Consider the following 12,446-nt stretch of genomic DNA (forward strand, 5'->3'; position numbering starts at 1 on the left):
CCAAGCCGGCCGCAGAATTCCTGGGGCGGCCTACCGTCCGGACTTCGTGAATTAACGTACCTTGGGCTAAGACGTTTGTTCTGCTGCCTTACCGCTGGTTTATGAAGCCTTGGAGTACTCTTCGCCGGTTTGCCGCCGGCTTGTTGGTATTGTCGTGCCTGCCCGCCGCGCCGGGGTGGGCCCAAGTAGAGGAGCCGGCCGGGCATTGCCTGCTGCTGCCCATAGTGCCGGCCGAACGGGCCCGGCAGGCGGGGCTGGTGGTAGAAGGCGAGGTACTTGATGCCCGCAGCTTCTGGGATACCCGCCACCAGCGTATCTACACGGCCCATCAGATTCGGGTGTATAGCGTGCTCAAAGGCTCGGCCCCGGCCCAGCTTACTATCCTCACCGAGGGTGGCCGGGTGGAGCTGGAGGAGCAGCGCCTAACCAACACGCTACGGCTGCAGGCCGGTGAACAAGGTGTATTTTTTCTGCGGCCAGCTACTTTTGCGGGTACCGGAGCGGCTTTCTGGGCGCCCTATGCCAGTGAGCAGGGCTTTATCCGCTACCACCTCACCGATGCTTCGGCCTCTGAGCCTTTCCGTAGCTATCCACTCATCGGCGCCGACTTCTACGACGAGCTGACGGCCGCCTTAGGGCAGCCGCGGCGGGTGCTCCAGCCTAATCCGGCGCTGCAACAGGCCCAGTTGCGCCGCAGTCAGCCCGTGGAAGCCGCGAAGGGGCAGGCCCCGGTGATTAGCTCGTTGAGTCCAACCGCAATACCGGCCGGGGTGGAAGGCGTGCTGACCATTGGCGGCTCCGGCTTCGGTGCTTCGCAGGGCACCGGCAAGGTCGAGTTTCGCAACGCCGACGACGGGGAGTATCTTTTGTGCAGGCCCAACCCTCCGATTACCTCAGCTGGACTGATACCCAGATACGGGTACGGGTACCGTCGTATAGCTCTACGGGCAATCCGGCGGGCTCGGGCACGCTGCGCGTAACGACGGCCGGGGGCTTGCAAAGCCTAAGCGGCACCCCGCTGATTGTGCCTTACGCTGCTACCAACGTGCAGGTGCAGGGTTCCTCTACCATCTTGCGGCCTAACCACATCAATCAGAACGGGGAAGGCGGCTACACCTTCCGCTTCGAGCCGAACTTTGTTACTAATCAGCCCGCAAGAGCTGCTTTCGAGCGGGCCCTGGAAGCGGGCTGGCGCTGCCGAACCGGGGTGAACTGGACCATCGGTGCCCCACGCACCACAACTACCACGGGCTCCGACGGCGAAAACTCAGTAGGCTTCGATAAAGGCAGCGAGCTACCCGACCGGGTGTTGGGCCGCACCACGAGCTACTACAAGGGCTGTATCAATGCCAACGGCAGCATCAGCTTCCAGGTGAGTGAAATCGACATGCAGTTCGACGACGGCGTGAACTGGCAGTATGGCCCCGCGCTGCCCAGCTTAACGCAGTTTGACTTTGAAACCGTAGTGCTGCACGAGCTGGGCCACGCCCAGCAATTAGGCCACGTGATTACGGCGGCGGCCGTCATGTATTATGGCGTAAATCAGGGCCGCTCTAACCGTACCCTGACGGCCAACGACCAGACCGGGGGCGGTTTGTGCTGCGCACCCGCAGCTTTCCGGGCGCTGGCTGCGGCCCCTCGCCCATGCTGCCGGCTCCGCTGACCAAACTAAATGTCGCGGCCGTGAGTGGGACGGGGGCCGAAATAACATGGACCACGCGGGCGGAGTGTTTTGTAAACAGCTTCGTAGTACAGCGGGCCGCCGATACTACCGCCTGGCAGACCGTGAGCACGGTAGCCGCCGGAGTTGCCACCAACGCGTACCGCGTAGTAGATGCGCAGCCGCTGCCGGGCCTGAGTTACTACCGTCTGCGGGTGCGCCGCCCCGATGGAAGCTTCGACAACACGGCCCCGCTGCTGGTGCAGGATAACTCCGTGAGCCGCGAGGCCCTGCAGATTTTTCCCAACCCGGTAACCGGAAGCCGGCTCCAATTCCTGTTTACCAGCCCTAGTGAGGGCAGTTTGTCCCTGTTTATCTACGATGCCGTTGGGCGCCGGTATGAGCCTCAGGGTATTACCAGCCGGGCCGGTACCAATACGCTTTCTATCAACATAGAAGCTCTGCGGCCGGGCTGGTACGTGCTGCGCTGGCGCGACGATGCCGGCAACTCGGGAGCAACCAACTTCGTGAAGCTCGGCAACTAGTAGGCCGGGCTTTTAGCGCTCCAGCAACATGGCTCCGTAGGAGTAGCCGCCGCCAAACACGGTAATAATTACCCGCTCCCCAGCCTTGATCTGGTCTAGCTGCTCTGATAAGGCAATGGCCGCGCCGGCACAGCCCGTGTTGCCCAGCCGGTCGATGTTGGACACGGCCCGCTCCTCGGGCAGGCCCAAGGTTTGCAGCACGTTGCGGGTAATGCGCAGGTTGGCCTGGTGCGGAATCAGCCAGTCGAGGTCGGCGGTGGTCAGGCGGTTGCGTTCCAGAATCTGCTCGGTTACCCGGGCCATGTACTGGCAGGCGTGGATAAACACGTCCTTGCCGTAGGGCATGATAATTCCCTTGGCTACCGGCGTCAGGGTTACGGCTTCGTTGGCTTTGCCGATGCCGCCGGCCCCGGCCGTAATCAGGTCCCGCACGAGCAGGTCGGTGGGGGCCAGGCGCTCCTTGCTGATGAGCAGGGCCGAGGACCCGTCGCCCCAGAGGTGGCCGGCTACGGTGTCTTCTTCGTTGTTGTAGGCCGTGTTGTGCTCCGATACTACCACCAGGGCGCGGCTGGCTTTGCCCATGGCAAAGTAGCCTTCCACAATTTCAATGGCGTTGAGCAGCGACGAGCAGGCCGACGAAATACTAACTACCGGAATGTCCGTGACGCCAATGGCGCGCTGCACGGCGTGGGCCAGCGTAAAGATGGTGTCGTGGGGCGTGTAAGTAGCACCCACGATGAGGTCCACGGCGGCGGCGGGAAACAGGGGAGTGTCGGCCAGCACCCGTTCGGTGGCTTCGATGGCCATGGTGTTGGTATTTTCCCCCACGGCCGCCTTGCGCCGTTCCCGAATCCCCGTCCGTTCAATAATCCACTCGTGCGACAGGCCGTTCAAACGTGTGAAGTGCTCGTTGGTAATGACTTGGGCGGGCAGATAGGCCGCCACCTGATGAATGTACACGGGTGGAAAAAGAAACGTAGGAAGACAGGTGAAAGAGGCCGCAAGGTACGCCAAGCAGTGCAAAAATGGACTATTTGCCGGGTAGGCGCGTACTTTGGGAAACCTCTGCGCGTTCAAACGCTTAATCGTTGGCCTGAGTTTGTAGTAGTTCCCATAAAGATTATGACTTTTTCATCTGCCTTTTCGCGCTGCCTCAGCGGCGCCGTGTTGGCTGCGGCCTACCTGTTGTGTGTTCCGGCGGCGCAGGCCCAGAAATACCGGACGGCGGCGGGCTTCCGGCTGGGAGCCGGCAACTACGGCGTGACCGTGCAGCATAAAATTCTGGACAAAGTAACTCTCGAAGGCATTGGTGTGGTGGGCACCCGGGAGTTTTCGGGCACGGTGCTGGCCGAGCGGCACTTCGGCATTCTGGGGCCCAGCCTCAACTACTACCTCGGCGCCGGCGGCCACCTGGGCAACCACAAGGATGATGGCGCTTTCGGCGGCTTCGACGGCATCGTGGGGGCCGAGTACAAAGTGGCCTTTTTCCCGCTGGTGCTGTCTTTCGACTTTAAGCCCAGCGTGGAATTCAACTCGGCCGACTGGGCGCGGTTTCCTACCGCCTTTTCGGTGCGCTACGTATTCGTGAAAGAAAAGAAAACCGGCCTGTTCGACGGTATCCTGGGCGGCGACAAGGACAAGAAGAATAAGCCCCGCAAAAAGGAAAAAACGACCGAGCGCCGGGGCCTGTTCGACTTCTAAGCCAACCCCGGCGGCTACAGCAGCAGCACGCTCACGATTACTGACAGCACAATGCTGGCTGTTAGCACCACGCCGTAAGTAGTCATCATTAGCAGCACCTTGGCCAGGGTTTTCGGTACCGACTGGCCAAAATTGTTGCGCAAAGCCAGGAAGAAATACACCGCCGGCAGTACCATCAGGGCCAGCTCCAGCCAGTCACCGCCGCTAAACCGGCTCAGAACCAGGTTCAGAATGAACAGCACGAACACGAAGCAGTGGAAGTGGATGGAGAAGATCAGGTGGGAAAGGTAAAACTGGCGCTGGCGCAGGTATAAGCCCTTGAGCAGCAGGGCAAACAGCGGCATCAGAATGAACATCAGAATGGGCAGGTTCTTGAGCCACTTGCGTGTTATATCCTCCGGCGAAAGATTCATAGTACGCACCGTTTGGCGCAAGGCCAGCTTGCGCATAAACGTGGGCTCAACGCCCCGGCTGCGAATGGCCGAGTCAATCCGGGCTGGGGTAAGGTCCTGACTCAGCTTAAGCAGGTCGGCCTGGCTGAAGCCCATGCCCAGGATGGTGTTCATCGGACTGTCGCCGTCCAGAACGAGGATGTCGGACTGGTTGGTATTGCGGCGTACCGAATCGGCAGCCGCGCGCAGGTCAGCGTCCTTAATCAGCTCTTTGGACGGACGGGTAGAGCTGGGCGTGATGCTGAGCGACAACAGAAAAAAGAAAACGAAGCTGATAAAGATATACAGCCGGATGGGCGGCACGTAGGGCATGCGGTGCCCCTGCAAAAAACGTTTGGTCAGCTCCCCGGGCTTGAACAGTAGCAGCTTGGCCGTGCGAAATACCTTGCTGTCGAAGTGGAAGATTCCTTCCAGAAACTCCTCCGTGACGTGGCCCAGCGAAAGGCTGACTTCCTGGTTTTGCTGCCCGCACTGGGGGCAGAACTCATCGGGCTGCTCGGCTTGGAAAGAGTAGCCGCAATTGGCGCAGGCGGGTAGCTTGGAGTGCGAATGAGCCATAAGCAGACAGGGCTGCACGAGCGGCAGCATATAGGTATTCACAAATAAACAGCGCAGTTCTGGAATAGCCAGTACGGCCCGGCCTCATTTGCAAAGTATGCCCGCTGCTAGCTGCTTAAATATTGGACAGGAACCTGTTGGCTCCTGCAGTTCGCAGGATTTTAAATAATAGAATTATAATATATATAAAGGGCAATAATCCGGGATGTAAGCAGGCTGGGAAGTAGACCAACGGAAAAAATCAACACGTGAAACCAGCTATCAGGGAGCATGGAATCAATTGCTTAGGAGTTTATTTAATGCAAATAAAAATAAAAAACTTGCAAATAATTATAAAACGGTTAGCTTTGATATACCGCCTTTTTGTTGGACTATATAAAGCAAAAGTATGAACTTGTCGTTTACTCTTGTTTCTGCTTCTCGCTTGCTGTGCTCAGGTAGTATGTTGCTGTTGAGCTTATTGGCGAGTATTACGGGCTGGGCCCAGCCAAGTTCTTGTCCAGGTAGCGACCCAGGTGGAACGCCTGCCGGAGCGGGCCTGTACGCGGAATACTACCGGGGCTTCTTCAACACCGATTTTTCCTTCTTTACCAACAATGCCCTTGCGCCCGTAATCACGCGCGTCGAGCCCGAAGTTAACTTCACCACCAACACCAGCTTCGGCGACCTGACTGCCGTGGCAACCGGACCCGTGAATGACCCGGACAACTTTAGTCTGCGGCTGCGCGGCAGTATTATCATTCCGGTTGCGGGCCAGTACACCTTCTTTCTGACCTCCGACGACGCTTCCTACCTGTGGTTGGACGGAGCCGCCGTGGCCCTGCCCGCCAATCCGGCCGCGGCAACCATTGACAACGGCGGCTTCCACGCCCCGGAGGAAGTGTCCCGAACCGTGACGCTCACCGCCGGTCCGCACAGCCTGCTGATTCATTATGGGGAAGCCGATGGCGACAATACGCTGATCCTCGAGTATGCGGGGCCCGGTATTGCCCGGCAGCCGGTGCCCGCCAGTATGTTTTGCACGGCCACCCAAATGCCCCGTCCGCCCCAGTCTTTGGCGTACTTCCCGACCACGTTGCAGGCTTTTGTGGGTAGCCGGAGAACTTCCACGGCTCCCACCGTGGCCGATGGCGGCTCGGCCGTAACCTCTTACGCCCTGGTGGGCCCGGCCGTAGCGGGTATCACCATCGAGCCCACTACCGGAGTCGTTTCTATGGCCGACAATACGCCCCTGGGTACCTACAACCTGGAAGTAGCCGTGACCAATGCCCATGGTACCAGTACGTTTCGCAACGCGCTGACCGTGGACGTGATTGTGGGTACGCCGCCGGGCTGCAGCGGCCTCGACCCGGCCGGCAATAGCCCCACCTCCGGGCTGTACGCAGAGTATTTTACCGGGTATTTCAACAATTCCCCAGGCTTTTTCAGCGCCGCTCCGGGTCTGAGCCGAACGGAGCCGGTAATCGACTTTAGTGGGGAAGACAGCTTTGGCAGCCTGACCGGTGTGGCCGGCGACGGCACCGCCAATGACCCCGACGAGTTTAGCGCCCGGATGCGGGCAGTCTGCGCATTGGCACCCCGGGCCTCTACACCTTCTTTCTGACTTCCGACGACGCTTCTTACCTATGGCTGGACAATGCGGCTCTGGCTTCCCCCGTGAGTCTGACCAACGTAACCATCGACAACGGGGGCCTGCACCGGCCCGAAACCCGGGCGGCCAACGTGTATCTGACGGCGGGCCTGCACAATATACTGCTGCTCTACGGCGACGCTACCGGCAGCAGTACCCTGGTGCTGGAATACCAGGGGCCAGGCCTGACGCGGCAACTGGTACCCACCGGCATTCTGTGTACCGGCATTCAGCCTGAGCGGCCCGTGGCTTCCAATCTGGCCTACTCGCCCCACATGGCAGCCCGGGTAGAGGGTACCACCGGCGTATCATCGTTGCCGGAGCTGGCTTCTTCCAGCGCCATAGCGGCCTTTGTTATTGCCAACGCGCCGGCCTTGCCCGCCGGTATTACCATCAACACCGACAACGGACGCCTGGCCGTGGATGGCACCGTGCCGCTGGGAACCTACAGCGTGGATGTGGCCGTGACCAATGCCGGAGGCAACGCTACCTTCCAGGATGCCTTTGTGTTTACGGTGGCTCCGGCCCCGCCGGCCGGCTGCGCGAAAAATGCCCCGAACGGCAGTCCGCCCACGGCCGGCCTCTACGGGGAGTATTACACGGGTTATTTCGATGATGACCCGACCTTCTTCGAAACCAACACGCCCCTGATTACGCGCCTGGAACCGGGGTTGAACTATACTACCGACGACGGCTGGGGCAACGTGCTGCCGCCGGCCGACAACACCCTGCTTGACCCGGACCACTACAGTGCCCGCTACCGGGGCAGTATCTCCCTGCCCACGGCCGGCTCGTATACTTTCTACCTGACTTCCGACGATGCTTCTTACCTGTGGCTGGATAACGCGGCGCGCATGTCGCCCCTGCGGATCGGTCAGGCGGCCATCAACAACGGCAAGCGGCACAAGCCCACGACGGAATCGGTAACGCTGACGCTGGCCGCTGGCCTGCACGACTTTGTGGTGCTGTTTGGGGAAGACACGGGCGCCAACCAGCTGGTACTGGAATATGAAGGCCCGGGCATCGCCCGGCAGCCGTTGCCCGGCGGCATTACCTGCAGCGCGTTCACGGGCCAGCCGCTGCCCGTGAAGCTGGTACGGTTTGAGGCTACTCCCAGCGGCAGCTATGTGAACATCGAGTGGGCTACAGCTCAGGAAGTAAACAGCCTGAAGTACGTAGTGGAACGCTCCCGCAACGGAGCGGTTTTTGAAACGGTGGAAAGCCGCCCGGCCCTGGGCAACAGCACTCAGGCCCAGACCTACCGCCTCACCGACCGAGCTCCGCTGCCGGGCCTGAGCTACTACCGCCTGCGCCAGATTGATAAAGATGGCAAAGAGTCTTTCTCGGCCGTGGTGGTGGTGCAGGTAAGCAAACCCAATGCCCTGACAGCGGCGGTGTTTCCTAACCCTAACCGGGGCAGCTTCTCGGTGCGGGTGCAGCAAATCACTGCCGAGCCGGCTCAACTCGAATTGGTGAACATGCAGGGGCAGGTGGTATATCGGCAGCAGTTGCCAGCCGCCGCCATTGCCGAATACGACCTGAAAGTGCCCGGCCTGGCAGTCGGCCTGTATCAGCTGCGACTCAGCTCGGCCACCGGCGTGGCCACGCAGAAGGTCGTAATCGAATAACAACGCCGCTACTTACAGCAAAAAGCCGGTTCTCGTGGAGAGTAACCGGCTTTTTGCTGTAAGTAGCAAGTGGCATTAGCCCCGCCGGACCCGCCCGCTGCCCACGGTTTTGCTGTTGATAGTGGGGTTGCCAGTCACGAACACGTTGCCCGAGCCCCGCAGGCTGGCGTCGAGGCTGCCGGTTACGTTCAAGCGGCAGTTGCCCGAGCCGCTGATGCTGACCTTGCCGCTCTCGGAGCGCAGGTCGTCGGCCTTGACCGTGCCCGAGCCGCTGATGCTAACCGAATGCGTAGGACTGGCACCGGCCGCGCTGATAGTGCCCGAACCCGAAACGGTGGAGTGCAGCTCGGTAGCCTGCAGGGTGCTAACCTCCAGCCGCCCCGAGCCGCTGACCGCCAACTGCAGATTGCTGGCCTGGATGCTGCCGGTCCGGAGTGTGCCCGAGCCGCTTACGGCCAGACTGTTGATAGTTGGTACGGTGATGTACACCGTCATCTTGCCGAAGCTAGGATTTTTGAGTCCTGGCGTGATGCCAATCCGTAGCTTGCTGTTGCTCACAGTCGTTTCCAGGCGGCTTAGGTCTTCGGGGAGCCTTCCACTTCCACCTTCTGCGGGCTGCCTTGGGTAACAACTACCGTAGCCGAGTTGGCCAAACTGATTTCGGTAAAGGCTGCTACTTCCCGCACTTCGCGGCCGGCTGCCCGGGCTGGCACTACGTGAAACAAAATCGCAACGGCTACTAACAAGCCCGATAACAAGAGGCGAAACGTTTTCATTGGCATTGATTGCTAGGTGAACTAGTAGGTATGATTGGCAAGATGCACCGAGCACGGTAGCCGTTGCCTGGGCCAGATAGGAAGCAGTCCGAGGTTTGGGAAAGGTAGCAGAGAGTTGAGGTAAAATCTCCACCTTTAGGCCCTTCCTATTTTTGCTACCTGGCCACTATGCACCCGCACGAAGAACTGCTACACCGTTTCTACCAAAGCTTTCAGCGCCGCGACCATGCCGCCATGGCTTCCTGTTACCACCCGAGGCCACCTTCGACGATGCTGCCTTTTCCCTCCGGGGTGCCGATATCGGGCTGATGTGGCGCATGCTTATCGAGCGGGGTAAGGATATGCAACTGACTTACAACCACCTGCAGGCTGACGAAAACGGGGGACGGGCCGTGTGGGATGCCCATTACTCTTTCTCCCAAACCAAGCGGCGCGTGCACAACCACATCAATGCCCGCTTCACCTTCAAGGACGGCAAAATCCTGAACCACCACGACCATTTCAACTTCTGGCGCTGGAGTCGGCAGGCGCTGGGACCCATCGGCTGGCTACTGGGCTGGACGCCTTTTTTGCAGCAGAAAGTGCGGAAGTCGGCCGCCGAAGGACTAGCGCAGTTCAAGGCTTCCCGCGGAGTCTAAATAGTTGTCATTGCGAGGAGGGACGACGAAGCAATCCGTCCTCTGAAATGTACTGAGTTCTCTAATGTGAAAAGCCCTGACGTTACACTACCGTCAGGGCTTTCTGGTAAAAGAGCGTTTGTCACGAGTAGAGGACGGATTGCTTCGTCGTACCTCCTCGCAATGACTGGTAAATTCGAATAGCTGGGAATTCTACCAGATTTTAACCCGGGCGCTGTCGGGGCGCCAGAGCTTCTGGCCTTCTTTCACCTGGAAGGCTTCGTAGAACTCGGGCACGTCGGCGAAGGGGCCATTGACGCGGTACTGGGCCGGGGAGTGCACGTCGGTGAGGATGCGCTGGGCCAGTACCTCGTTGCGCTGGTGGTTTTGCCAGCCCAGGGCATAGCCTAAGAAGTAGCGCTGGGTGGGAGTAAGGCCCCCGATTTTCTCGCCCTTCTTGTACTGCTCGGTCTTTTTGAAAGCATCGAAGGCAATGACGATGCCGCCCAGGTCGGCAATATTCTCGCCGGCCGTGGCCTTGCCGTTGATGTGCAAGGAATCCAGCACGGTGTAGCCGTTGAACTGGCGCACGATGCCGTTGACGCGCTGCTGGAAGGCGGCGCGGTCCTTTTTGCTCCACCAGTTGCGCAGGTTGCCCTTCTCGTCGAACTGGCTGCCTTCGTCGTCGAAGCCGTGGGTGAGCTCGTGGCCGATGGTGCTGGCCCCGGCGTAGCCGTAGATGATGGCGTCGTCGGCGTTTTTATCCTCCAGGCCGGGAATGGCGAAGATGGCGGCTGGCAACACGATTTCGTTGTTGGAGGGGTTGTAGTAGGCGTTGTAGGTCTGGGGCGTCATGTCCCACTCGGTGCGGTCCACGGGCTTGCCCAGCTTGTTGATGTTATAGCGGTACTGCCACTCATTGGCCCGCATCACATTGGCCAGGTAAGAGTCGCGCTTGATTTCCAGGGTGGAATAGTCGCGCCACTTGTCGGGGTAACCTACTTTGGGCGTAATCTTGGTGAGCTTCACCAGGGCTTTCTGCTTGGTCGAGTCGCTCATCCAGTCCAGGGCCTGAATATGCTCCCGGAAGGAGGCCACCACGTTTTCCGTGATTTTGGCGTAGCGGGCCTTGGTTTCGGGCGTGAAGTACTCCTTCACGAACAGCTGGCCCAGGATTTCGCCCATGCCGCTTTCTTCCTCATCCAGTACCCGCTTCCAGCGGGCCCGCTGCTGCTTGCTGCCCTGCAGTACGGTGCCGTAGAAGCGGAAATGCTCGTCATCAATGGGGCGGCTGAGCTGACCGGCAAAGGCATTCACCAGGTGCCACTGCAGGTAGGCCTGCCACTGGTCGAGCGGCACCGATTTGAGCAGTTGCCCAGCTTTCTGGTAAAACTCGGGCTGCCCCACGATAACCGTGTCGGTTTTGAGCTCCATCTGGGCCAGCCAGGGTTTCCAGTCGAGGCCGGGCGTGAGTTTGCTCAGGTCGGCCACGGCGCGCTTGTTATAGTTGGCGTACGGGTCGCGCAAATCTTCCAGCTTGCGCGAGGAGCCGGCCAGCTGGGTTTCGAGCTGCATAATTTGAGCGGCGTGGCGCTGGGCCGTGACGGAATCCTGGCCGGTGAGTTGCAGCATATGGCCCACGTGGCGCACGTATTCCTTGCGGATATTGCTCGTGCGCGAGTCCTTGTTGAAGTAATAGTCGCGGTTAGGCAAGCCCAGGCCCGCCTGGTAGAGGTGCAGGGCCATTTTGTCGCTGTTCTTGGCGTCCTGCCCCACGTAGAGGCCGATGAGGGAATTGACGCCCAGTACCTTGTGGCGAGCCACCACGCTCTGCACATCGGCCACCGACTTAATGGCGGCAATCCGGTCCAGCTCGGGCTTCAAGGGCGCAATGCCCTGCTTGTCGATGGCAGCGGAGTCGAGGCCGGTGGCCCAAAAGTCGCCGATTTTCTGCTGGCTCGTGCCGGCTGCGGCGTTGGCCTTGGCGGCTTCCTCGTTGAGGGCGCGCAGGCGGGCGTACACCTCGTTCTGCACTTCCTTGCCGATGCCCCAGGAGCTTTCCGAAGCCGGAATGGGGTGCTTTTTCAGCCAGCCGCCGTTGGCGTAGGTGAAAAAATCGTCTCCGGGGCGCACGGTGGTGTCGAGGTTGGCCTGCAATAAGTCGGGCTGGTTGGCGCCGGCTTGATTGCCGGAATTGCAGCTGGCGAGGCCGGCCGCGGCCACACCCATCAGGAGCCAATTGCGGAGCGCAGAGGCTTTATTCATAGAGCGGTAGATAAGAAAGAAGGAAGGGAAGCCGAAGGTAATATTCTGTTAGCATAATGGACTAAGCAGCTTCTCGGGAGTTGCAGATCAGCTGACTTTTCCTTTTCCTGCGGCTTCTGCGTACATGAGGCGGCTCCCAAACCGACCGTTACTGTTATGCTCCCCAAACTTCTACTCGTCAACTTTGCCCTTGCCGCCTACCTCACCGGCGTTATCTGGATGGTGCAGCTCGTGCATTACCCCGGCTTTGCCCAGGTGCCGGCGGCTGGTTTCGGGGCGTTTCATCAGGCCCACCTGCGGCGCATGGGCTGGGTGGTCATGGCTCCGATGGTGGCTGAGCTGCTGCTCAGTGGCTGGTTGGCTTGGGCCGGGCGGGAGCTGGGTGCGGCCGTATGGGGGAGCCTGGCGCTGGTGGTCATTATCTGGCTGGTGACCTTCTTTATTTCGGTGCCGTTTCACAACCGCCTAACCCGGGACGGCTACAATTACATTACCATCGACGGGCTGGTGCGCACTAACTGGCTGCGTACCCTGGCCTGGACACTGCGGCTCGGGCTACTGGGCTATTTGCTCTGGGAGCGGCTATAGGCCGGGCCATTCGCGTAACTTTGCCG

At 59.9% G+C, this 12,446-nt stretch carries 14 protein-coding genes; 9 read left to right on the top strand and 5 right to left on the bottom strand.

Going from position 1 to position 12,446, the window contains the following annotated elements:
• Positions 1 to 101 precede the first annotated feature (101 nt).
• The 3 genes from MUN79_RS06685 to MUN79_RS06695 are packed head-to-tail and all read left to right on the top strand — an operon-like array spanning position 102 to position 2,205.
• On the top strand, positions 102 to 980 hold the full coding sequence (locus MUN79_RS06685) for an IPT/TIG domain-containing protein (RefSeq protein ID WP_244676959.1): 879 nt from the start codon (positions 102 to 104) through the stop codon (positions 978 to 980).
• A 14-nt stretch (positions 981 to 994) separates the two neighbouring features.
• Positions 995 to 1,663 (top strand): matrixin family metalloprotease, encoded by a 669-nt coding sequence (locus MUN79_RS06690; protein WP_244676960.1) that lies wholly within the window; start codon positions 995 to 997, stop codon positions 1,661 to 1,663.
• Positions 1,645 to 2,205 carry a T9SS type A sorting domain-containing protein gene (locus MUN79_RS06695; RefSeq protein WP_244676961.1) on the top strand — a complete coding sequence of 187 codons (561 nt, stop codon included), beginning with the start codon at positions 1,645 to 1,647 and terminating at the stop codon, positions 2,203 to 2,205. Before MUN79_RS06690 ends, MUN79_RS06695 begins: the two co-directional genes overlap by 19 nt.
• 12 nt (positions 2,206 to 2,217) lie before the next feature.
• On the opposite strand, the gene MUN79_RS06700 is transcribed toward MUN79_RS06695, so the two are convergent.
• Complete coding sequence (locus MUN79_RS06700) at positions 2,218 to 3,165, bottom strand: 3-oxoacyl-ACP synthase III family protein (RefSeq protein WP_244676962.1); 948 nt, start codon at positions 3,163 to 3,165, stop codon at positions 2,218 to 2,220.
• 162 nt (positions 3,166 to 3,327) lie between these two features.
• On the opposite strand from MUN79_RS06700, the gene MUN79_RS06705 reads away from it, so the two are divergent.
• Positions 3,328 to 3,906, top strand: a complete 579-nt coding sequence (locus MUN79_RS06705) for a hypothetical protein (protein WP_244676963.1) — start codon at positions 3,328 to 3,330, stop codon at positions 3,904 to 3,906.
• Positions 3,907 to 3,920: 14 nt separating this feature from the next.
• Here MUN79_RS06705 and MUN79_RS06710 read toward each other — a convergent pair whose 3' ends face one another.
• The gene (locus MUN79_RS06710; protein WP_244676964.1) at positions 3,921 to 4,916 is read right to left on the bottom strand and encodes a DUF3667 domain-containing protein; all 996 of its coding nucleotides are present in this window, start codon (positions 4,914 to 4,916) and stop codon (positions 3,921 to 3,923) included.
• Positions 4,917 to 5,358: 442 nt separating this feature from the next.
• Between MUN79_RS06710 and MUN79_RS06715 the strand changes: the two genes are divergently transcribed.
• Positions 5,359 to 6,519 (top strand): PA14 domain-containing protein, encoded by a 1,161-nt coding sequence (locus MUN79_RS06715; RefSeq protein ID WP_244676965.1) that lies wholly within the window; start codon positions 5,359 to 5,361, stop codon positions 6,517 to 6,519.
• Positions 6,520 to 6,572: 53 nt separating this feature from the next.
• Positions 6,573 to 8,174: a T9SS type A sorting domain-containing protein gene (locus MUN79_RS06720; protein ID WP_244676966.1), complete on the top strand. Its 1,602-nt coding sequence runs from the start codon at positions 6,573 to 6,575 to the stop codon at positions 8,172 to 8,174.
• Positions 8,175 to 8,249: 75 nt separating this feature from the next.
• Here MUN79_RS06720 and MUN79_RS06725 read toward each other — a convergent pair whose 3' ends face one another.
• Both MUN79_RS06725 and MUN79_RS06730 read right to left on the bottom strand, forming a co-directional pair.
• A complete protein-coding gene (locus tag MUN79_RS06725; RefSeq protein ID WP_244676967.1) occupies positions 8,250 to 8,732 on the bottom strand; it encodes a GIN domain-containing protein in 483 nt (160 codons plus the stop codon).
• A gap of 17 nt (positions 8,733 to 8,749) precedes the next feature.
• Positions 8,750 to 8,950: a DUF2807 domain-containing protein gene (locus MUN79_RS06730; RefSeq protein WP_244676968.1), complete on the bottom strand. Its 201-nt coding sequence runs from the start codon at positions 8,948 to 8,950 to the stop codon at positions 8,750 to 8,752.
• A 168-nt stretch (positions 8,951 to 9,118) separates the two neighbouring features.
• Here MUN79_RS06730 and MUN79_RS06735 point away from each other — a divergent pair, with 168 nt between their 5' ends.
• Together MUN79_RS06735 and MUN79_RS06740 are read left to right on the top strand one after the other, a co-directional pair.
• Positions 9,119 to 9,259, top strand: a complete 141-nt coding sequence (locus MUN79_RS06735) for a nuclear transport factor 2-like protein (protein ID WP_244676969.1) — start codon at positions 9,119 to 9,121, stop codon at positions 9,257 to 9,259.
• Positions 9,256 to 9,588 carry a nuclear transport factor 2 family protein gene (locus MUN79_RS06740; RefSeq protein ID WP_375378241.1) on the top strand — a complete coding sequence of 111 codons (333 nt, stop codon included), beginning with the start codon at positions 9,256 to 9,258 and terminating at the stop codon, positions 9,586 to 9,588. The genes MUN79_RS06735 and MUN79_RS06740 overlap by 4 nt, the downstream gene beginning before the upstream one ends.
• Before the next feature lie 192 nt (positions 9,589 to 9,780).
• Here the strand turns inward: MUN79_RS06740 and MUN79_RS06745 are convergent, their stop codons facing one another.
• On the bottom strand, positions 9,781 to 11,832 hold the full coding sequence (locus MUN79_RS06745) for a M13 family metallopeptidase (RefSeq protein ID WP_244676971.1): 2,052 nt from the start codon (positions 11,830 to 11,832) through the stop codon (positions 9,781 to 9,783).
• Positions 11,833 to 11,988: 156 nt separating this feature from the next.
• Here MUN79_RS06745 and MUN79_RS06750 point away from each other — a divergent pair, with 156 nt between their 5' ends.
• The gene (locus MUN79_RS06750) at positions 11,989 to 12,420 is read left to right on the top strand and encodes a hypothetical protein (protein WP_244676972.1); all 432 of its coding nucleotides are present in this window, start codon (positions 11,989 to 11,991) and stop codon (positions 12,418 to 12,420) included.
• The last annotated feature ends 26 nt before the right edge of the window (positions 12,421 to 12,446 follow it).

Source organism: Hymenobacter cellulosilyticus (assembly GCF_022919215.1).
Lineage (GTDB): Bacteria > Bacteroidota > Bacteroidia > Cytophagales > Hymenobacteraceae > Hymenobacter > Hymenobacter cellulosilyticus.